The sequence below is a fragment of the Bacillus sp. FSL K6-2944 genome, assembly GCF_038005385.1.
Classification (GTDB): domain Bacteria; phylum Bacillota; class Bacilli; order Bacillales; family Bacillaceae_G; genus Bacillus_A; species Bacillus_A cereus.
Map to the genome: position 1 here is coordinate 342,417 of NZ_JBBOTE010000004.1, position 20,869 is coordinate 363,285.

Consider the following 20,869-nt stretch of genomic DNA (forward strand, 5'->3'; position numbering starts at 1 on the left):
GTTACGAAAAATCTTTCTTCTGTATCGTGGGCAAAACACAAAATGGTAGTGAATGAATGAAACAGTTGTTTTGGTTTTTCTATAATTATTTATCATGTTCATATTGTATCAGTTATATTGCGTAGCTGCAACAACAAGATAAAAAAATAATACCAACATTTTGGATACTTAAAGTGCCACAAACCTTACGGTTTTTTGGTAGCACTCCGTATCCAACCTCACTTTCATCCCATGCCTACAGACGATTCCATATCAGTTCTTTGTCTGTATCATCTAACCAAAAATATTTTGCTAACTACTCTGATGTTGGAGTGGCACAAAAACAACCATATTTTTCTTCATGTTCAGGTGTTAAAAAATCTACAGGCATAACCCTTGCTCCTCCCGTTACAATTCTTTTTGTATCACATGACTAAATGAGTAGGATGATGTGTATTCTTTAGTTCCAAGCAATCTTTTCTACTTCTCCTTGTAAATCTTCTTGTGTAGCTCTTACATAAATCATCGTGGTATTCAAGTTATTGTGTCCCATAATTTGTGCAAGACGATGTAATGGTGTACGTTCAGCCATCACATAACCAAAGCGATGCCTTAAATCATGGGCACTAAATCCTTCTAACTTTGCAAGTCTAATATACTTCTGAAGAATATGGCGGATCGCTCTTTCTTGTAGGCGTTTTCCTGTTTTAGAAGAAGGAAACAAATAACTCTGTGAAATCTCATTTACTCTAATATGTTCTTCTAGTGCACAACGAGTTGTACTATTCAAAGGCACTTCCCTCTGTTTATTTCGTTTTCCAGATCGAACAACAATATGGCTATTTCTTTTTTTCATGACAACATCCTCTATTTGAACATCACACACTTCCATTGAACGAAGACCAGTATGAAGCATGAAAATAATCATTGCCCTGTCACGTAGTGTGCCGTATTTTTCAACGGCATGCATTAACGCGGCTTCTTCTTTATCTGACATACGTTTGGGACTCGTTTTTTCTGTTGGTACAAACTTAATTGATTTTGAATAATTTGTTTGTACCAGTCCTTTTTGCTTAGCCCAATCAAAATAACGTTTGATTGAATTAATGCGCCGGTTAATTGTAGAAGGTTTTAGTAATCTTGTAACTTGCATATGCTCTCGATATCGAGCAATAGTGCGAGCGGTAACTTCTATTGGATGAAAAAGAGTATCCTCAGTATGTTTTCCCCACATATTTTCAAACCAAAATACAAAATCTTTTAAATCACTCGTATATTCTTTTAGTGTTTTTGTATGCAAATCTCCTTCTTGAGATAAGCTAGACATAAAATTGGAAATCAAAGATGTTGCTTGTATAGAAATTGTCTTAGTGGAATGCATAAATACCCCTCCTCTTTTATTGACTTACATTAGCGGACATGTTATTTTAATCTTATCAATTATATTAGCGGACATCAAACATTTATTTCCCCACACTGCATGTCCACTAAAATTAATTAGTGGACATGCCAAATAAAACCGAAGGTAGGTGCACCACATGGCTATTCGTAAAAATGAGTTGTATCAATTGATAGATCGTCTTAACCGACAAGATGAAAAAGCAGCGTTTGATTTTTTAGAATTTCTTGTCCAACGCTCAAAAAAGAAACCTAACGATTGGAAAAAAATTGATATAGCGAATCCAGATCATGAACCATTATCTACACAAGAAGTAGATCAGCTAAATAGTGACGAAGGATATGTATCAGGGGAGGACGCAAAACGTGAATTCGGACTACAAATTGATTTACCATAAGTCCGCTGTGAAATTTATTGCAAAGCAAGGAAAAGAAATACAAAAAAGAATTGCTGCAGGATTGAAGGGACTTCTTGAAATTCCTCCTGAAGGAGATATTAAAAGTATGAAGAGTTACACAGATCTATATCGATTACGGGTTGGAACCTTTCGAATTTTATTTGAAATCAATCATGATGAGAAAGTCATATACATACAAGCCATTGGAAATCGTGGTGACATTTATAAATAGTACTTACATGCATTTTTAAAGAGGGAGATTTTCTGTATTGAAGAATCTTCCTTTTTCATGCGCAAATAATGTCCGCTAATACTTATTGCGTGCTTTTGTTCCGTTGCTACATAGACCCCGACTTAAACCATCTTAATTTTAATAAGATGTGTTGGACGCCAATCCAATTTTAATGAATCTCTACCACAAAGAGCAATTTGTTCTACTAGTGGCATAAATGCCATTTATTTTCCTGTTTTATGATGAAAGATTAGAAGCGGTTCGATTTTTTCCACGCAGTTCTTCTTGCGTTACTCGCTGCGCTTCCTTTTCTCGCCCCTCCACCTTATTATCATATATACGTAAGAATAATGAATATTCCATATGCTTTCAAACTCATTTCCGATACCATTTGCCCCTTTATATGCAAAGTACATCTTACTTCTCTATACGGTATCCAAATACCACGTGCATGAATCCGTTCCCTCACACTATCTAGCAGCATATATTCCTAAAGACCACGATTACCTGGATTTTCATTTTTGTAATCAGAGGCACCACTTTTTAATCGTTCAATTAATGAATCTAATTCTGTGCTCGTTATCATAAAAAGCATCCTAAATTATTCTATTATTACAACGGATTTTTTAAAGAAAGTAACAATTTTATTTACCACAACAAGGTTTCTGTTTTTTTATAGTGGTACGTTTTACTATCGCATCTTCCCACTCATGATTACATTCTTCACAAAACCACCATACAACCATTTTTGAATTAGCAATATATCCGTAAGAGTCTCTTTTATTTTTTGTAGGATGCCATTGCTTTGCTAAATGTGGATAGTGATTTCCAAAGCTTTCTTCTGGTAACACGCGCGTCTTTGAGCAGTACGGACAACCTTCACCATGATGAGTACGTCTATTAATTCCCATTTCCCAGATATGCTGTTCATCCTTCGTGCACTGCCATATCACTTTTTTCCCTGATTTAGGTGCCAACTGCCATGGGTCTACGCCCTCATTCAATTTCGAATGTAACTCTGAGAACAATTTGGAATGTAGGGCTGCAAAGCTCTCTTCTGGCAACACACGTTTTTTGGCACAATAAGGGCACCCTTCTCCTCTTATACGATACCAAACGGACATATCCCAGATATGGTTCTTTTTACAGCGCCACCATACTTTTTTCATAGGTTTTAAGAATGGATCATCAGGATTAATTCCGTTATTTTGTTCATAACACCATTCGTCCATAAGTTTAGGATATCGAGAAGCAAATCCATTTTCAAAGTATGTTCTTGCACCCGCACAATATATACAAGTTGTTTTTCTATTCACTCGATAGGCAATACTCGTTTTCCATACGTGCTGTGTATTGTTTCGACACATCCAATACACAGTTTTTTTGGAGTTTGGTAAAACATCATTTTGTGTTAAATCTCCATTTAATGTCGGATGCCATTCTGCCGCAATTTCTGGATATTTACTCTGTAATGAAGATAATTGATTTAAGATTTTGTTTCGGCAAACTGGACAGCCTTTGTCTTTTCTTCCTGTTCTTTTAGCTATTTCCTCTTTCCATTCATATCCACATGAACAAATCCACCAAGCTTGAACATCTGATCCATATGTAATACCGTATGGAAGGGCTCCTTTATTTAATTTTGGATGCCATTGCGCTGCTATATCAGGGTGTGTTGTAAAAATGGAGTTGCAAATCGGACAATTTCTCCCTCCGTTTTTTCTTTGTTTCACAGGCGCTTCCCACTCATGTCCTTGCTTACATTGCCACCATACAATCTTGTGAGAATTAGCAGAAATATGTTCTGGCCCTACCACACTGTTTTTTGTATGGTGCCATTCCGCCGCAATTTTTGGAAATAATACTTTTAAACTTTTTTCGTAACTACTCAGCCACCTTTCGGTGTCTTTTTTAAATTTTACTAGTTTCATATGCCTCCCATTTGTAAATACTGAGTATATCAAACAGGGGAGGTGAATCTTATGGTCGATCGAAAAATTATTTTAGATACATATAAAAAAGGACCTGAAGCTGTTATTTCTTTATTTGAAGAAACATTTTCTAAGTTAGAAAAACGTATACAAGAACTAGAAAATGCTTCAAAAAAAAACTCCAAAAATAGTCATAAGCCACCTTCTACAGATGGTTTGGGTAAGCCCGTTACAAAAAGTTTGCGCAAACCGTCTCATCGTCAAACGGGTGGCCAGTTGGGCCACAAGGGACATACTCTTGGTTTGACAGCGACTCCAGATCATACGATTACACATTCTCCTACATATTGTACTTGTTGTCATACTTCCTTGAACCACGAGCCTGTAAAAGGGTATCGCATTCGCCAAGTGTATGACTTACCACCTATTCAGATCGAAGTGACAGAACATAAAGTAGAACAGAAAGAATGCCCACATTGCCATTCTATCCAAGAAGCCCAATTTCCTTCGACAGTATCTCGTCCTGTTCAATATGGTCCAAATATAAAAAGACTGATTCCCTATTTAACGCATTATCAATGCATTTCTTTGAAGCGAACAAAAGAATTCTTTCAGGATTGTTTTGGACATTCTATAAGCGAAGGAACCCTGGTAAATCATACACAGGCTTTCGCTTCTCAATTGCAGCCATTCATAAAAGAAGTAAAGGAAAAGATTCTGCAGTCTCCTGTTGTCCATTTTGATGAAACTGGTATGCGTGTAGAAAACAAAACACAATGGTTACATACTGCCAGTACACCGGAGGTGACATTGCAACATATTCATCAAAAACGTGGAAAAGAAGCAATGGATGCTGGAGAAATCTTGCCATCTTTTTCTGGAATTGCGATGCATGATGGTTGGAAATCGTATGATGCGTATACAGATTGTCGTCACGTTTTATGTAATGCCCATCTCTTACGAGATTTACAAGGAATTATAGATAGTACTGGAGAACAATGGGCACAACAGATGCAGAAATTTCTAACGCAAGCGTTGACGATGAAAAAGCAATCCGAAGGTACCATGCCAAAAGCGACGCAAAAGAATCTGTTTATTATGTATCAATCCATATTGAAAGAACAACAGATTCTTTCCACGAAACAAAAGAAGAAAGGAAAGCAGACGCCTTCTCAAAATTTATGGAATCGCTTCGTCAAGTATTCTGACAGAATTCTAGCGTTTTTAGAACATCCAGCCATTCCATTTGATAACAATCAAGCAGAACGGGATATTCGGATGACGAAAGTAAAACAGAAAGTGTCTGGGACTTTCCGAAGTAAGAAAGGCGCAGAATCTTTTTGTCAGATACGAAGCTTTATGAGTACCATGAAAAAACAAAAACAATCGGTCTTACAAGCGATAAACCAAGTCATAGAAACTAGAACGGTTCCTTGGAATAACACGACTTCATAAGAGAATTTCTCTATTTGGCATAGATTCTTTCTCTGATTGGAGTATTTTCTTTTCATGTTTTCGAATCGGAAACATGTATTTGGCCTGTTTTTTTATTTGAAGAAGCTGAGTAGTTACGAAATTTTTTACGAATAACAGGACAATCTATAGTCTTCCCTCGTTCTATAATAGCCTCTGTACCTTTTATTTGACGCTCATATTCTCTTGCGAATTCCAGCGTTATACATAAAATTATGACAAAATAAACAGGGATCCGATTGCGTAGGGTAAGGTTGTTTAATCGGTTTTGTATAATAACTCAGTGGGTACTGATTTAACATTCAGAAAATCACGAAATTAATGATTTACTCGAAGATGCAGGTTTTACCTCTAGTTCAAAGTAGATTCAATTTATCTAACATTTTTGTTCGAGAGAAGCTTGTATACAATAATGAGGTATGTATATTAGAATGACCGGCTATATGTTCAGCAAACATACGCTACTCATTATCCTAATTGGTACGCCTTGGTTTTGATATCAAGGCGTACTTTTTGTTAAGGTCTTTGTAAAGGGGCTAAAAGATTGCATGGTGTTCATTTTTTCATTTGTTTTAGAAAAAGAAAGTTATATAAAATATAACGATTAGATGTTGAATAGGTCTATAATATGTTTTCTGCCACTTCAATTCCAAGTAACGATCGTACATGTTCTATATGATTTGCGATTGTAACTGAGGCTGAACCAGCAAATAATAATCCAATGGCAACGCCATCATTTGTCGTGATTAAAGAGCCAGAATCTCCTCCGGAAGAAAGGTTTGTTGTAACAATTTGATCTCGAAACCGTGCAACCCTACCACTTCCATAATTCACATCTACGGGCGTTTACTGCAGTTATGACACCATGTGTATGATTTGTGGTCCTTCCCACTTTCATGACACGTGTACCGACGGTAACATTTTGTTTTCGTCGCCAGCCCTGCACAGAACCAATCCAATGAATCGAACGATCTATCTGATGAAAAGGTGCTTCTGCAATTGCGGCATCCGCGAGATTGTTTTGATTTTCAAGTGGTACTTGCGAAGAAAAGGTAATTGGGATAAATCTTGATAATGTTGCAATCCGATCTGCTGGATCACTTCCCCCATCGATTGGGCCGGGTTGTAAAATAGGATCGCCTATGTTCGCATTATTACTATTCGCTAATACATGATTATTACTTAGTATATAGTATCGACTTGGGATACCGTATCCATGTGCTGGCGGATTGGTAGAACCATTCGGTAATATATCATATACGCAAGTCGCAATCGTACCTGCCGTCACATTTCGATGTGCAATACTATAACCACCTTTTGCTGGGCGAACTCGAGTAGAAAGGGCCTGTGTATCAAATTGTAATGTTTGTTGAGTCCCAGCAAATAGATACCCTGTTTGAATGACATCAGTTTTGATTCCCTTGATTTCTTTTGGAATAACTTGATTCGTTTCTAATGTTTCAACAGGTAGTTTTTGATCTACAAAGACAAGTAAAGAAGGTGTCCCTGTCATAACCCCGTTTATTTGTTGAATACCTGCTCCAACACCTGTTACATTCCGAAACTGTAAGAAATCATTCTCTACACTTTGTTGTATTTTTTGAATGTCTTGTTGTTCCTGAATCGTCAACATCTTTGCATTTGAATATTTCCCCATAGAACTCTCCCCCTTATCCCATCTAATGATTTGTAATGGTCCCTACTTCTACAATGTTCGTTGGATATGTTTCTAATTGTATCGGTATTTGTTCCGTTGCTTTTAATTGAGAACGTGGTACTTTTTTTGAAACAAATACTTGAATCACGTCTTTTCCTTGTACAAATCCCATTCCTACTCCTACAACATAAGGCAAACGCAATAAATCTGTTTCATATTTGCGCACAACTTTTTCTAATTCCATCGGACCACTCCTTCTCATTTAACATTAGATTCATCTTCGATGGTTTCTGAAAAATGGTGTATAGCACCACTATAAATATTTAGTTATGCTCCTGTATTTTCCTTCTTGAAGTATGCATGAAAAAGAAAAAAAAGAGATTTTTTATAGAAAATCCCTCTAAAAAACGTATATCTTTTGTGAAAAACAAACATAAAAAATATGGAAATTTCTCATTTTAACGTTTCTTCAGGACTTACATGTTTTTCCCATGGAAAACACTTCCTATCTGAGTCTATTTCTGCAGATTGTTCAGAAAGTGTCGCACATTCTTGAAATACAAATTGTTTACAGCCCTTACATTGGGATGTCTCTAATTTTTGTAGTGCGAAGTGTATCGCTAATCCTGAATGTGTAAAAAAGTATTGTTCCCCAATCCTTTCGTATAACCTTGTTTGATGAAATATTTCTTTCGGTTGATGTTGGACGCCTGAAATCAAAAGGGTTCCTTGTTTTTCTATCATTTTCTTTCGAATATTTTCTACTGCAAACTCTGCCGAGGTATCCATAAAAGAAACGTTTCCCATACGTAGGAGAAGAATGCGAGCATTAGAAAATATGGGTGCTTCAATAGATGTTTCGAATTCCTTTATGGTACCAAAAAATAAGGGACCTTCTACGGTGAAGATACTTATTTGCGGACAATTTTTATCAGTTTTTACCCTTTCATATTTAGCGTCGGAATCCACCGTATCTGGTAATACTTTTCGAACACGTAAGGATTTGCTCATTTTCCCAATAAATAAAAGAAAAGCAAGGAGTAATCCCAGGCTTACTCCGATTGTAAGGTCTGTGAAAACGGTTAATAGGAATGTCAACACAAGTACCAGGGTGTCCCCCGTTTTTGTTTTCAAAATATGAATAAACTCATCCTTCTCACCCATATTCCAAGCAACAACCATTAAAATTGGTGCCATACTAGCCAATGGAATATGAAAAGCAAGCGGAGACAGAAATAATAACACCAATAATACTACAATTCCGTGTATCATTCCCGATACTGGAGAGGTAGCCTCATTTTTAATATTCGTTGCGGTTCTCGCTATGGCACCAGTCGCAGGAATACCACCAAATAATGGTGCTATCATATTGGCAATGCCTTGTCCCACCAGTTCTTTATTACTATTATGTTTGCTATTTGTCATGTTATCTGCCACCATGGCAGATAACAACGATTCAATCCCACCTAATGCTGAAATGATACAGGCTGCTGGAAGTAACACAAAGATGGTATTCCATGTAAAGGCTGGCATTTGGAAGTTCGGTAGTTGATGCGGGATATCACCATATGTAGTACCAATCGTTTCAATTTGATTCGGAAATAACAGCGTTGCGATCAAGCTTGAAATGATTAAGCCTAATAATGCGCCTGGAATTCGTGGTAACCATTTTGTAGTTGCGATTACAATCCCTAAGCAAAGGAAGGCTGTAAGGATACTAAACGGATTCAATTCTGTGATATTTGTCCCTATTTCTTTCATGTTATAAAAAAAAGTTGCTTGCTTTTCCAGGTGATGAAGCCCTAAAAAATTTGCAATCTGTCCGGAAAAGATAATGACAGCAATGCCTGTTGTAAAACCAATCATGACAGGTCGCGGAATAAATGTGATAAAATTCCCCAACTTGCATAAGCCCATCAAAACAAGTAAAATTCCTGCCATAAAACCAGCAATCAATAAATTCTCATAGCCATATTGCATTACAATACCGAGTAAAATGGGTACAAATGCCCCTGTGGGTCCTGCAATCTGATATTTCGATCCACCAAATATGGCTACAAGAATCCCTGCGATAATCGTCGTATAAATACCATATTCAGGTCGTACACCACAAGCAATGGCAAACGCCATGGCAAGCGGAATCGCTACAATCCCTACAACCAATCCTGCCAGCATATCTTTTCGTAAGCCCGCAAAGCTATATCCTGTATATCTGCCTGAAAATTTCATCGTTTTTCCTCCTCTTCCTGCAGTCATTTAAGGGCTTGTCGTATACGCGTAAGCATATCCCTCCATAACGACTTCTAAACTGCCTGTTTTAGGATGAATGACAAGTCCATGTACAGGTACATAAGGTGGTAATAAGGGATGTTGGCGTATGAGTTCTACACTATGTTGGACACTTTCTTGTACATTTCGGAAACCTGTTAACCATGCAGATAGATCAATACCTGCTTGTTGCAATGTACGAATGCAAGTGGAATCAATTCCTTGCTGTTTTACTTTTTCTAATAGCGGCTCTGCTTGCAAACCCGCCATACCACAATCTTCATGACCAATCACACAAATTTCCTCTACTTGTAATTCATAAATGCCCAGTATGATACTCCGCATCATACTACCAAAAGGATGTGAGATTACAGCGCCGGCGTTCTTTACGACTTTGGCATCTCCATTTTGTAAGCCCAATGCCTGTGGTAATAATGTTAACAGTCTGGTATCCATACACGTTACAATCAATAATTTTTTATTTGGAAACTTGGTTGTAACAAAAGGTTCGTACTCTTGTTTTTGTACAAACGTTTCATTATGCGTCAATATATTCTCTATCAATGTCACTTGGTAACGCCTCCCTTATTAGGTATGATCACATAAACAGGATGAAATAAAAAAAGCTTGCCAACTTTCTATATTGGTAAGCTTTGATATGAATTCAGATGTAATCTTATGTTTAGTCTAGAGAGGATGAAATTTGGTGTCAACAACCTAAAACATGAGAAATATATTCTCACGTTCTGTATGTTTCACATGAAATTTGAAATACTTTCTTCTGATTCTTGTCTGTATGTCGTGTTAAGGGCATAAAATGGAATTATTGATAAAAAAATCATATCAATAAAATAGGAAGCGTGCAGACACCAGTCATCAACAATATGAGGATGTATTATGATTCTACAAGATAGACATATATGTTAGATGCGTAGGTTGAGAAATATAGATATTATCTTGTACGTGAAATAAAATTGGTAACTACTCAGCTTCTTCAAATAAAAAAACAGGCCAAATACATGTTTCCGATTCGAAAACATGAAAAGAAAATACTCCAATCAGAGAAAGAATCTATGCCAAATAGAGAAATTCTCTTATGAAGTCGTGTTATTCCAAGGAACCGTTCTAGTTTCTATGACTTGGTTTATCGCTTGTAAGACCGATTGTTTTTGTTTTTTCATGGTACTCATAAAGCTTCGTATCTGACAAAAAGATTCTGCGCCTTTCTTACTTCGGAAAGTCCCAGACACTTTCTGTTTTACTTTCGTCATCCGAATATCCCGTTCTGCTTGATTGTTATCAAATGGAATGGCTGGATGTTCTAAAAACGCTAGAATTCTGTCAGAATACTTGACGAAGCGATTCCATAAATTTTGAGAAGGCGTCTGCTTTCCTTTCTTCTTTTGTTTCGTGGAAAGAATCTGTTGTTCTTTCAATATGGATTGATACATAATAAACAGATTCTTTTGCGTCGCTTTTGGCATGGTACCTTCGGATTGCTTTTTCATCGTCAACGCTTGCGTTAGAAATTTCTGCATCTGTTGTGCCCATTGTTCTCCAGTACTATCTATAATTCCTTGTAAATCTCGTAAGAGATGGGCATTACATAAAACGTGACGACAATCTGTATACGCATCATACGATTTCCAACCATCATGCATCGCAATTCCAGAAAAAGATGGCAAGATTTCTCCAGCATCCATTGCTTCTTTTCCACGTTTTTGATGAATATGTTGCAATGTCACCTCCGGTGTACTGGCAGTATGTAACCATTGTGTTTTGTTTTCTACACGCATACCAGTTTCATCAAAATGGACAACAGGAGACTGCAGAATCTTTTCCTTTACTTCTTTTATGAATGGCTGCAATTGAGAAGCGAAAGCCTGTGTATGATTTACCAGGGTTCCTTCGCTTATAGAATGTCCAAAACAATCCTGAAAGAATTCTTTTGTTCGCTTCAAAGAAATGCATTGATAATGCGTTAAATAGGGAATCAGTCTTTTTATATTTGGACCATATTGAACAGGACGAGATACTGTCGAAGGAAATTGGGCTTCTTGGATAGAATGGCAATGTGGGCATTCTTTCTGTTCTACTTTATGTTCTGTCACTTCGATCTGAATAGGTGGTAAGTCATACACTTGGCGAATGCGATACCCTTTTACAGGCTCGTGGTTCAAGGAAGTATGACAACAAGTACAATATGTAGGAGAATGTGTAATCGTATGATCTGGAGTCGCTGTCAAACCAAGAGTATGTCCCTTGTGGCCCAACTGGCCACCCGTTTGACGATGAGACGGTTTGCGCAAACTTTTTGTAACGGGCTTACCCAAACCATCTGTAGAAGGTGGCTTATGACTATTTTTGGAGTTTTTTTTTGAAGCATTTTCTAGTTCTTGTATACGTTTTTCTAACTTAGAAAATGTTTCTTCAAATAAAGAAATAACAGCTTCAGGTCCTTTTTTATATGTATCTAAAATAATTTTTCGATCGACCATAAGATTCACCTCCCCTGTTTGATATACTCAGTATTTACAAATGGGAGGCATATGAAACTAGTAAAATTTAAAAAAGACACCGAAAGGTGGCTGAGTAGTTACCATTATATTAAAAATCAAAACCCTTTGAAAAATGAAGTGAATTTTTCAAAGGGTTTTAACATACCGGTGATTCCAATGCATTTGTAAAATAACACTGGTATATACCTCTGCCGAAGTGTTAGTGGATATTGTTAGGAATCACATCATACCGATATATACCAAACATACATATAATAACACTTATATTTTCTATCTAGTACCTTGCAGAAAAGATACTTTTTGCAATTTTAATCGCTTGATTTTTTCAGAAAATAATCAGTCATAGTGAGGTTAGCAAATAGGACAGGTAACAAAATCAAACAAATAGGTGAGCCGAATGGAAAATATAATTAGAAAACAAATCTTTGAACTCATTGATACAGACTATGTGATAACTTTTGTACAGGTCGTGAACTACCCGCCACTTAACGTCCTAACGGACTGTTTGAAGTGGGGGCTTCTCGGTTAGTCGTTACTTTTGGTAGCTAACGAATTCGTCCTAAGACAGCCGAGCTAACTCCCTTGTTCCAAGGGTTATTTTATTGCTATCTATGCTAATGCCAATAGGTGTATTGCTTCATTTTTGATATTGATAGCTGCGTTATCATCTCTATCGAGATTTGCACCGCATATACAAGAATAGACTCGCTCAGACAATGACATATGTTTCACATTTCCACAACTGCTACATGTTTTGGTGGAAGGAAACCATTTGTCTATTTTCACAAGCTGTTGGATACAAACGGAATGTATATGCTTTATTCTGCTTTGCCCTATCATTTCATCTCACTTTTCACTTTGATTTTCAATATATGTTTTTACTACGTCTATTGGCGAACCACCAGTAGTTCGCAAGCAAAAACTTCTTGACCAAAACATCTCTTTCCAAAGTTTCTTTTCATAAGTCGAGAACTTGCACTTTTATAAGCATTGATAAATTTTGTCATTTCGGTATTAGGGTGGGCCTTGAACAAAATATGAACGTAGTCTACATCATGATTCCATTCAACTCATGTGATGTTATAGTTTTCAGATAGTCGAACAAACATATCTTTTGCATAGTCTAACATATCATCATCAAACACATTTTTTCTGTATTTTACGACCAACACAAGGTGATAATACAACAAGAATACGGAATGGTTATTCCTATCTCATTTCATTTATATACCAACCTTTATAATTTATACGACTGATTATATCAGAGGCAAAATAAAAAGAAAAACCTTTTGGCTACGCCAAACCACAATTCATCTCCCACCTACCGTTGAGTTACCCCTTCACACGCTTGAGGAAGGAGAATTCTTTCGGGAAATTCGTTAAAGTTGTAAAAATACCAATATTAAAAGACTTACCTATTGAACTATCCCCACTTTCACTTCGTTTAGAAGAGGGGGATTCCTAAGTAAAGAGTTCTATCGAACTCTAATTTATTAGGCTATCTCCACAGTCCTTGCGGTTAGAAGCCTTATCGCTTCATTCTTTAGATTGATACTTGCGTTAATATCCCTATCATGGTTTGTAAGGCAAGAAGGGCAGTCCCATTTACGTAGGTTTAGATTTTTAACGTCTTTGTTTTGATATCCACAACAAGAACATAATTGGCTTGAAGCAAATGTTTTCGATACAACAATGACTTGTTTGCCGTACCATTTTGCTTTGTATTCCAACATAGTTCGAAACTGAGACCATGATACCTCACTAATTGCTTTTGCTAACTTATGATTCTTTAACATATTTGATACTTGCAAATCCTCTATACCGATAACATCGTGGTTTTTGATGATTTCAGTCGAGATTTTGTCCAAGTAATCTTTTCTAGCATTCGTCATGTATTCATGAATTCTAGCTACTTTTACTCGTTGTTTATTCCAGCGAGAAGATCCTTTCATTCTTCTAGAAAGAACACGCTGTGCTTTTGTCAACTTCTCTTCTAATGATCGAAAAAACTTCGGATTTTCATAGGTTGTTCCATCTGACAAAATGGCGAAATCTTTTAGTCCCACATCCATTCCAATGTAAGAGTTTGTTTTCGGAAGTTCTTGCACTTCTGTTTCAACTAACAATGACACAAAGTATCTGCCAGAAAGGTTCCGTCTAACTGTAGCATTTAAAATACGTCCTGTTACTTCACGACTTTTGGCAAATCGAACAAGACCTAGTTTTGGCAATTTTATTTTGTTTCCTACAATGGCAATGTTTTCATTTGTTTGTTTTGTGGTATAAGATTGTACGTTGTTCTTCTTAGATTTGAAACGCGGGGCATTGTTTTGTTTTTTGAAAAGGCGTGTATAAGCATCCGCAAGGTTGCGAACAGACGACTGAATCGCGATACTATCCACTTCTTTTAGCCAAACAAACTCTTTCTTCATGGCAGGGAGTTTGGCAGAGCATGTACCATATGTCAAACCTTTCCCTGTTTCTTTGTATGCATTATCCCATAGAGATAGGAAATGATTGAATACAAAACGAGAACAGCCAATCGTTTTATTGATTAGGGTTGCTTGTGCTTTATTTGGATAGATACGAAATTTATATGCTTTATTAATCATCATTCATTTCACCTCCATTTCGGTATGTTTCTATTGTACAACAAACATGCGTTCGGTAGATAGTGAAGTAACAGTTTATGTATGTCGAACAATTAAGATGGCTTCCTGCCATCCCTTGTCCGAAGCCAATTCATCTCCCACCTACTAACTTCGCGTTCCTTGAGGAAGGAGTCTTCTTGGCTAAAATGATAAATTGTTTTTAGAATTAAGTCGTAGTTATTAAATTTAATAACTACGACTTTTTTATCTATATCTGTTTTTTGTGTGTTATTTTGAACACACAAACATTCCAAGAAATCTTGATATAAAAACGTTCTTTATTTGCGAGAGTACATTCCTTCTCACTCTGTATATACTATCTAAAAGTTCCGGAAGAAAAGAAACAAAGACTATTTTTAATTACAAATAGAATTTTTCATAGTTTTTCACTAATTGATAAAAATATTGATTATTAATGTTACAAATTCTCATAGCCATTAAAGTGGAAATCTCTTTGTTTTTCCATTTAATGTATACTTCTGAGAAGTTTGGAGGGAATTTATGATTTTGTTTATTTATAGAGACTTGAGAGGGTTTATTTTCTTCTTCTTCTTTTGATAACCAATATAAAAATTGTAAAATACAATCATGATACAGTTTTAAATTTTTATTTTCTTGAAAGATAGGAAATTCCAAAACAAAAACAGATATTCCCATTTTTTCAATTAAATAAATCCATTCTTGTAAAATCATTGTTTTTGTCTCTCCTAAATCACTTAAAGAGGAAATATACAATATATCTTTTTTTCTTAAAATTCTTTTTAATAATGTATATTGTTCTTTAGAAAATTGATTTGGAATGTTTATATCAATAAATAAATCTAATTCATCTTGTATATATTGTTTCATTTGTTCATTTTTCATTTGAGGATATATGTTATTAACACGCATATATCCGTATTTTCTTGTATTCAAATTCAAAACACCTCTTATGTTAAAATTTGTATTTGTTTACATTATATTCTCTATATAGCCAATGTAAATAATGTGAATGTCTAAAAAATACAAGAAGGTCCTTACAAAAAACTAACTTTGTTAACTGTTTGATAAAATGTACGTTTATTGAAGAAATACTTGATTTTTTTGTCCATATCTAAATGCAATTCACCATATGGGTTAAGGTGAAAGTAAATCATAGGTGTAAATATCCAATCATCTTTTTCGTCCAAACGATTTTTCTATTCATCTTCGCTGAGTAGTTGTTGGAGGATTAAAGTGATACAGTTTTGAAGTAATTGTAAGCTTACCTCTTGTTCTTCGAGCTCATTACGACGTATTTCCCCATCTTGGTTATGAACATAAAGTCAGTTGCTGAATGCCAACTTTCAACTGTTTTCAATTCATAATGGATTTCTTTTCTTAATTGTTCCAAAACTAAATAACCACACAAAAACATTGTTTTAATCATTTTTTCCTAATTCTTGAAACGCTAAAAACATAGGATGAGAGTTATTCTTAGAGAATTGTTTCAAAATGACTTCTGTATCAGCGGTAGTTACTCGTAGCCCACGGCATACTTAATCATTTCATTATATTGCCTCTTAATTAAGTCCTAATTAATAGCTCGTTTCGCAGTGACAGGGGAGAAAGTTTCTACAACTGATTATTTTAAAATATGGCAATAGTTCAAAACCTAGTAGGGTCCATACAATTCAAAAAATGTATTATTAGGGATATTTTTACATATTATTAATAAATAAAAACACAGTGAAATTGATTTTTCTTGTGTTTTTATTTGTTTATTCTTTTTTCGTAATTATTTTAATTGAGTGAGCTTGGCAGAACATAAAGGATAAGTTAGTCCTTTGCCAGCTTCCTTGTATGTGTCATTCCAAAGAGCAAGAAAATGGTTACATATAAAACGGCTACAACCGATTGTTTTAGCAATTACTATTTCTTGTTTCTTATTAGGATAGATACGTGCTTTATTTACGAACATAGGTTTCACCTCACTTGTTTATAGGATATCTAGGGTATACAAAAAATGTAGGCCTACGCCTACTGACATTCACCTCCTACCTACCGTTGGGCTAGCGCCCTTCACACGATTGATGAAGCAGTATTCTGTCAGAAAACGATAAAAAACAGAATTTTCAATTTGATTTTTATCAAAATTTAAAATAAACTGAATATACATTCTGGAATTGATCACGAAAGAAAGGAGTAACAGTTGAAATAAATCTATAAAACTTTATAAAAGACCCTCTAATTATTATATAGTTTAAGTAATAATAATTAGAGAGGTGATATAGATGCTACTATTCCATCGGTGAATTTGCTAATTTAATAGGAAAGACAAATGGATAACGTAAAAACGTATATGTTTGCTACAGACTATCCATTTGAAATCATCACTGATATAAGTAGTGGGATTAACTATAATAAAAAGGGATTACATCAACTAATTGATAAGATCACTCATTCAGAAATAGAAAAGATTGTTATTCTGTATAAAGATCGGTTCATTTGATTCGGGTATGATCGAAAACGGATGTAATACATATGGAACGACTATTGAGGTCATTGACCATACAGAAAAGACCGAGGAACAAGAATGAGTAGAAGATTTCATTCAGATTATCACTGTTTTCAGCTGTAGATTGTAAGGTAACAGAGCCAATAAAGCCAAGAAGATGAGTAAGGAGTTGATGGAAAATGATACTGACGAGGAAAGTAAGAATAAGACCAAATAAAGAACAAGAACAGCAACTTTGGAAATCCGTCGAAACAGCCCGATGGGCTTATAATTGGACATGAGGTAAACAAAAAGAAAATCCAAGCCGTCTTGTTAGAATGATAATGTGAAGTTGAAAGTTCGAAATAACGAAGTGTGGATTGAAAAAGTTGGATGGATGAAAACATCAGAATCATTACCAGTCGATGTCAAGTATACGAATCCACGTCTTCATTTCGACGGGAAGTATTGATATTTGTCCGTTGGCGTAGAAAACAAGTGTCCCAAAATAGAATGAACAGATGTCTCACTAGGTATTAATGTTGGTATGAAGGAACTGACTGTTTGCTCGGATGGAGAGAAAAAGAAACATATCAACAAAACCCAAACAGGAAAAAAGGGAGAGAAACGCCTTCGTAGGTTGCAACGTCAAGTTTCTCGCAAATATGAAATGAATAAGGAGGAAAACCGTTTTACCAAAACCGGCATTATTATAAAAGTCGAAAAGAACATACAACACTTGCATAGAAGGTCAACCAATATCAGAATAAAGTATCTTCATCAAGTCACAAAAGATATCGTGAAAACCAAGCCATATCGAATTGTGATGGAAACCTGGAACATCAAAGGAATGATGAAGAATAAGCACTTGTCTAAAGCGATTGCAAAACAATGCTTATATAAGTTTAAGCGAAAAATATGGTATTGAATTTATGGAAGCTGATACATGGTATCCATCTTCTAAGATGTGTTCAAGTTGTAGAAGCATCAAGAAAGATCTAAAGCTATCTGATTGCATATACAAATGTGCTTGTAGTTATGTCATAGATCGGGATTTGAATACAGTCATCAACTTGTCACGTTATGAATTAGTCAATAAACTAAACGTTATGGCTAATATGTAGAATGCGTTGTATCCGAATTTATGCCCTCGGAAAGTTCTATCAAACAGTAGTTGCTTTGGGCAAAACCGGATTCGTAGAACAGGGAAATAAACAAAATTTATAGACTTTTATAAGGTTTTGGCAACGGTCACGCTAAGATGAAAATGGTTTTATGTTCATTATTAGAAAAGTTACTTAAAGAGTACGAGAACCATCATTCTCCTCTATATTTTGAGTTTAAAAAAATAAAAGAACACTATGTTTTTACCGATGTAAATCAGGCATTATTACAAACAATTAATCGTCAAAGAGCTGATTTTATAGGACAAACCTTAGAGACTGCACCACATCTTGGGGATAAAGCAACAAGAACAAAATTAAAAACCATTTATCCATTAGCCTGGTCAGGGAAAAAAGTGATTTTTTACGGTTTTCCAGCTGCTAATATGGATATCTTTATGATTACGTATTTAGAACCTCAATATGCAAAAGGAGAAGTGGTACAAGTTAGAGGACGCTGTGCATCCTTTGATAAAAATGAGCTTCCAGATGTCGCACAGCATACAAAAGAGTTTGTAACTTTCGAAATATCATAACAATCGAATATTTCATTGTATATCAAAGGTTCTGTTACTTTTCGGTTCAAAAAGTTGCTGCGTATGGTTTCTACAACCATACGCAGCATTCACCCCAAAATATATCACTAAACGAATTTAACAATATTATCGGCATGTGAAACGTCGATTCGCTCAATCTTCTGGATCCAAAAACATCCGGCATGCTTCTCGTACAATCAAAGGGATTGAAACCAATTCAGGCTTATCTATAAACAAAGACGGAGTCTTTCATCAGACTCCGTCTTTTCAACATACAATGAATTACAAAAATTATTCAAATCTACTTAAACTACAATAGGATTTCGTACAGAGGTCTATGTTTTTTCAAACTTTGCAACAGAACCGGTCCTGTTTCACCCTATGCGAATCCCCAAAATAGTCATGACTTCATTTGAAGTGCCGATTTTAAAGCTTCAGTCATATCTATATTAGAGCCTTTTTCCACATCAGCAATTTTGTAGTCTTTCGTTTGACCTGAGTTTACGTCTTTTACAACGGCATGAACTTGTACACCTTGTAAACTTTCAAATCCTATGCCACCTGTATACAGTACTTGTTTGGCCTTATCATCTAGATCAATCCCCTTCTCTTTTAACGCAGCCCATAAATCAGGGTATAAATCTTGAATCGCTTTAAACTTTTTATAAATACTAATATCCATGATTTGGTCCAGATTATCGTTGTTTCTAGTCCCGACTCGAACTCTATATCCGCCACCTAAATGAGCCGTACCTGTTACAATCCCGCTTTTTTTCGTTTGCTCAAATAACACATCTGCTTGATAATGCTGACCAGCAGGTACTGGGAAATCTACTGGCTGGGATGACAACGTTACTGTTTTTGATTCAAGTCGTTGCGTAGAATTAGAATATGTATATTCTTCATTAAATTCTTGAGTAAAGTTCCCAGATGCAATACCTAAGAAACTGATTCCCCCTTAATCGTTTGTTTCATCCCAAATTTTGCAGAATGCGTTTGTGTTGTACTTACTGTATCTGTATTCGCTACGGAAGCTGTTGGTGCATGTCCTGTTACAGTTTGTCCTGTTTGATTATCTACATCCACTGTATTAATTAATGGCGTCTCCACATTTGCTGTATCTAACGTTTGAATATTTGTGTAATTAGGTTCTGTTATTGTTAACCATTTTTGATCTTCAGTCTTAATATTTAAACAAGATGATTGTAAACCAGCTACTGATATCGTTGTTAATAAATTTAATAAATCTGATAATTCCATAGAATCTTGATTTTTTAACGTTTGAATAATCGACGGGATTTTAGCACGATCAATTAATATGTATGGAGCTAAGTATTGATCTTCCATTTCTACAGGTTTATCAACTATTGATCTGTAGAGAAGATTCAAATCATCCCCTACATTACCATTATTATCCCATAGATGAAGACTATATATCGCTTCTCGCCAATTTCCATAACGTCCTGATTTATCATTATTCAAAAATGTATTATAATCATTCGACGCGAGAAGGTCCTTATATGACGGCAACAAGTCGGCATTGATTCCCGACGCTGCATAGGCCGCAGGAGTAGGTATGATTACTTCACTAACGCCTCCTACTAAACCCGTAACTAATAATGGCACCGCAATTAATTTTTTTGAATTGATTTTCACCATGTTTCCTCCTTTTATGTATTGAAAGAATGTTTCTCATATTAACCATAACTAAATTTTACGAACCTTTATAGGCTCAATAAGGAATTTAACAAAGGTAAAACATAGTGGCATCTTGAATATCCTTCTTCGTAAAACAATAGACTCTCAAGCACTTTATATGTTTATAAAAAATTGACGAAAGCTTTTGAAGAACCCACAGCTCTCACAACGGATAAGACTTTTGTTCTACTTTATACATTCCAACAATTGAAAAAAGAATAGTTTTTATTTACATACAAAATATTACGTTATTAAACCTTTCAATCATCTCAGTGAACAAAACCATAGACATATCAAGCGACGTTTTTCCATATCCGCAGAATTTCAAACCCTTTGATATGTTTCTCGTACAATTAAGGATAACGAAACCGGCCATACTATATACAAACAAAAGAGAAGTCACATTTCAGACTTCTCTTTTTCAACGTATAAGGAATTACAAAAGTTATCCAGAACGACTTAAACCCTAAGTGGATTTTTCAGACTTTGCAACAAAACCTTTTGATTGTTG

Annotated in this window: 18 protein-coding genes and 8 pseudogenes; 8 read left to right on the plus strand and 18 right to left on the minus strand. The window is 35.5% G+C overall.

The features are described 5' to 3' along the window. Both MHH55_RS32010 and MHH55_RS32015 read right to left on the minus strand, forming a co-directional pair. Window positions 1-96, minus strand: a pseudogene (locus tag MHH55_RS32010) (IS200/IS605 family transposase); the annotation flags it as partial. Between the two features lie 343 nt (window positions 97-439). Beyond that, the gene (locus tag MHH55_RS32015; RefSeq protein WP_078188047.1) at window positions 440-1,360 is read right to left on the minus strand and encodes a tyrosine-type recombinase/integrase; all 921 of its coding nucleotides are present in this window, start codon (window positions 1,358-1,360) and stop codon (window positions 440-442) included. Window positions 1,361-1,517: 157 nt separating this feature from the next. Here MHH55_RS32015 and MHH55_RS32020 point away from each other — a divergent pair, with 157 nt between their 5' ends. Then, complete coding sequence (locus MHH55_RS32020) at window positions 1,518-1,775, plus strand: hypothetical protein (RefSeq protein WP_078188046.1); 258 nt, start codon at window positions 1,518-1,520, stop codon at window positions 1,773-1,775. Further along, window positions 1,744-2,007, plus strand: coding sequence for a type II toxin-antitoxin system RelE family toxin (locus tag MHH55_RS32025; RefSeq protein WP_078188045.1), 264 nt, complete (start codon window positions 1,744-1,746; stop codon window positions 2,005-2,007). The genes MHH55_RS32020 and MHH55_RS32025 overlap by 32 nt, the downstream gene beginning before the upstream one ends. A 237-nt stretch (window positions 2,008-2,244) precedes the next feature. Here the strand turns inward: MHH55_RS32025 and MHH55_RS32030 are convergent, their stop codons facing one another. Both MHH55_RS32030 and MHH55_RS32035 read right to left on the minus strand, forming a co-directional pair. Continuing rightward, on the minus strand, window positions 2,245-2,370 hold the full coding sequence (locus tag MHH55_RS32030) for a hypothetical protein (RefSeq protein WP_303047674.1): 126 nt from the start codon (window positions 2,368-2,370) through the stop codon (window positions 2,245-2,247). Window positions 2,371-2,651: 281 nt separating this feature from the next. Then, entirely contained in the window at window positions 2,652-3,938 is a 1,287-nt protein-coding gene (locus tag MHH55_RS32035) for a zinc-ribbon domain-containing protein (RefSeq protein WP_078188044.1), read from the minus strand. Window positions 3,939-3,989: 51 nt separating this feature from the next. Between MHH55_RS32035 and tnpC (MHH55_RS32040) the strand changes: the two genes are divergently transcribed. Beyond that, a complete protein-coding gene (gene tnpC, locus MHH55_RS32040; RefSeq protein ID WP_100910632.1) occupies window positions 3,990-5,393 on the plus strand; it encodes an IS66 family transposase in 1,404 nt (467 codons plus the stop codon). Window positions 5,394-6,032: 639 nt separating this feature from the next. On the opposite strand, the gene MHH55_RS32045 is transcribed toward tnpC (MHH55_RS32040), so the two are convergent. From MHH55_RS32045 to MHH55_RS32100, 12 genes and pseudogenes are all read right to left on the minus strand, one after another. Further along, entirely contained in the window at window positions 6,033-6,245 is a 213-nt protein-coding gene (locus MHH55_RS32045) for a hypothetical protein (protein ID WP_254849806.1), read from the minus strand. Next, window positions 6,226-7,068: a hypothetical protein gene (locus MHH55_RS32050; protein ID WP_254849807.1), complete on the minus strand. Its 843-nt coding sequence runs from the start codon at window positions 7,066-7,068 to the stop codon at window positions 6,226-6,228. Before MHH55_RS32050 ends, MHH55_RS32045 begins: the two co-directional genes overlap by 20 nt. A gap of 22 nt (window positions 7,069-7,090) precedes the next feature. Then, window positions 7,091-7,312: a hypothetical protein gene (locus MHH55_RS32055; RefSeq protein ID WP_078188002.1), complete on the minus strand. Its 222-nt coding sequence runs from the start codon at window positions 7,310-7,312 to the stop codon at window positions 7,091-7,093. A 209-nt stretch (window positions 7,313-7,521) separates the two neighbouring features. Beyond that, window positions 7,522-9,297, minus strand: coding sequence for a SulP family inorganic anion transporter (locus tag MHH55_RS32060; RefSeq protein WP_078188004.1), 1,776 nt, complete (start codon window positions 9,295-9,297; stop codon window positions 7,522-7,524). A gap of 27 nt (window positions 9,298-9,324) precedes the next feature. Continuing rightward, complete coding sequence (locus tag MHH55_RS32065) at window positions 9,325-9,906, minus strand: beta-class carbonic anhydrase (RefSeq protein WP_078188003.1); 582 nt, start codon at window positions 9,904-9,906, stop codon at window positions 9,325-9,327. Window positions 9,907-10,430: 524 nt separating this feature from the next. Further along, window positions 10,431-11,834, minus strand: coding sequence for an IS66 family transposase (gene tnpC, locus MHH55_RS32070; protein WP_100910632.1), 1,404 nt, complete (start codon window positions 11,832-11,834; stop codon window positions 10,431-10,433). Window positions 11,835-12,464: 630 nt separating this feature from the next. Next, window positions 12,465-12,650: pseudogene (locus MHH55_RS32075) on the minus strand (zinc ribbon domain-containing protein); the annotation flags it as partial. 51 nt (window positions 12,651-12,701) lie between these two features. After that, window positions 12,702-13,045, minus strand: a pseudogene (gene tnpA / locus MHH55_RS32080) (IS200/IS605 family transposase). A gap of 303 nt (window positions 13,046-13,348) precedes the next feature. Beyond that, the gene (tnpB, locus tag MHH55_RS32085; RefSeq protein ID WP_340882145.1) at window positions 13,349-14,470 is read right to left on the minus strand and encodes an IS200/IS605 family element RNA-guided endonuclease TnpB; all 1,122 of its coding nucleotides are present in this window, start codon (window positions 14,468-14,470) and stop codon (window positions 13,349-13,351) included. 396 nt (window positions 14,471-14,866) lie between these two features. Then, window positions 14,867-15,421 (minus strand): hypothetical protein, encoded by a 555-nt coding sequence (locus MHH55_RS32090; RefSeq protein WP_078188117.1) that lies wholly within the window; start codon window positions 15,419-15,421, stop codon window positions 14,867-14,869. Window positions 15,422-15,749: 328 nt separating this feature from the next. Further along, a complete protein-coding gene (locus MHH55_RS32095) occupies window positions 15,750-15,914 on the minus strand; it encodes a Tn3 family transposase (RefSeq protein WP_139362579.1) in 165 nt (54 codons plus the stop codon). Window positions 15,915-16,265: 351 nt separating this feature from the next. Beyond that, window positions 16,266-16,445: pseudogene (locus tag MHH55_RS32100) on the minus strand (helix-turn-helix domain-containing protein); the annotation flags it as partial. A gap of 351 nt (window positions 16,446-16,796) precedes the next feature. Here MHH55_RS32100 and MHH55_RS32105 point away from each other — a divergent pair. The 4 genes and pseudogenes from MHH55_RS32105 to MHH55_RS32120 all read left to right on the plus strand — a co-directional run. Further along, window positions 16,797-17,199, plus strand: a pseudogene (locus MHH55_RS32105) (IS607 family transposase); the annotation flags it as partial. Then, window positions 17,162-18,085: pseudogene (locus MHH55_RS32110) on the plus strand (RNA-guided endonuclease InsQ/TnpB family protein). The pseudogenes MHH55_RS32105 and MHH55_RS32110, both read left to right, overlap by 38 nt. Window positions 18,086-18,222: 137 nt before the next feature. Further along, window positions 18,223-18,660, plus strand: a complete 438-nt coding sequence (locus tag MHH55_RS32115) for a hypothetical protein (protein WP_078188022.1) — start codon at window positions 18,223-18,225, stop codon at window positions 18,658-18,660. 121 nt (window positions 18,661-18,781) lie between these two features. After that, window positions 18,782-18,969, plus strand: a pseudogene (locus MHH55_RS32120) (IS6 family transposase); the annotation flags it as partial. A 91-nt stretch (window positions 18,970-19,060) separates the two neighbouring features. Here MHH55_RS32120 and MHH55_RS32125 read toward each other — a convergent pair. Both MHH55_RS32125 and MHH55_RS32130 read right to left on the minus strand, forming a co-directional pair. Next, window positions 19,061-19,510, minus strand: coding sequence for a hypothetical protein (locus MHH55_RS32125; protein WP_078188021.1), 450 nt, complete (start codon window positions 19,508-19,510; stop codon window positions 19,061-19,063). Window positions 19,511-19,599: 89 nt separating this feature from the next. Beyond that, window positions 19,600-20,316 carry a hypothetical protein gene (locus MHH55_RS32130; protein WP_139362559.1) on the minus strand — a complete coding sequence of 239 codons (717 nt, stop codon included), beginning with the start codon at window positions 20,314-20,316 and terminating at the stop codon, window positions 19,600-19,602. Window positions 20,317-20,431: 115 nt separating this feature from the next. On the opposite strand from MHH55_RS32130, the pseudogene MHH55_RS36600 reads away from it, so the two are divergent. After that, a pseudogene (locus MHH55_RS36600) lies at window positions 20,432-20,821 on the plus strand (DDE-type integrase/transposase/recombinase); the annotation flags it as partial. Window positions 20,822-20,869 lie beyond the last annotated feature (48 nt).

Coding starts and splice junctions, on each gene's coding strand:
- MHH55_RS32015 (WP_078188047.1), bottom strand. CDS start 1,360: ATGCATTCCACTAAGACAATTTCTATACAAGCAACATCTTTGATTTCC.
- MHH55_RS32020 (WP_078188046.1), top strand. CDS start 1,518: ATGGCTATTCGTAAAAATGAGTTGTATCAATTGATAGATCGTCTTAAC.
- MHH55_RS32030 (WP_303047674.1), bottom strand. CDS start 2,370: ATGGAATATTCATTATTCTTACGTATATATGATAATAAGGTGGAGGGG.
- MHH55_RS32035 (WP_078188044.1), bottom strand. CDS start 3,938: ATGAAACTAGTAAAATTTAAAAAAGACACCGAAAGGTGGCTGAGTAGT.
- tnpC (WP_100910632.1), top strand. CDS start 3,990: ATGGTCGATCGAAAAATTATTTTAGATACATATAAAAAAGGACCTGAA.
- MHH55_RS32050 (WP_254849807.1), bottom strand. CDS start 7,068: ATGGGGAAATATTCAAATGCAAAGATGTTGACGATTCAGGAACAACAA.
- MHH55_RS32055 (WP_078188002.1), bottom strand. CDS start 7,312: ATGGAATTAGAAAAAGTTGTGCGCAAATATGAAACAGATTTATTGCGT.
- MHH55_RS32060 (WP_078188004.1), bottom strand. CDS start 9,297: ATGAAATTTTCAGGCAGATATACAGGATATAGCTTTGCGGGCTTACGA.
- tnpC (WP_100910632.1), bottom strand. CDS start 11,834: ATGGTCGATCGAAAAATTATTTTAGATACATATAAAAAAGGACCTGAA.
- tnpB (WP_340882145.1), bottom strand. CDS start 14,470: ATGATGATTAATAAAGCATATAAATTTCGTATCTATCCAAATAAAGCA.
- MHH55_RS32095 (WP_139362579.1), bottom strand. CDS start 15,914: ATGATTAAAACAATGTTTTTGTGTGGTTATTTAGTTTTGGAACAATTA.
- MHH55_RS32115 (WP_078188022.1), top strand. CDS start 18,223: ATGAAAATGGTTTTATGTTCATTATTAGAAAAGTTACTTAAAGAGTAC.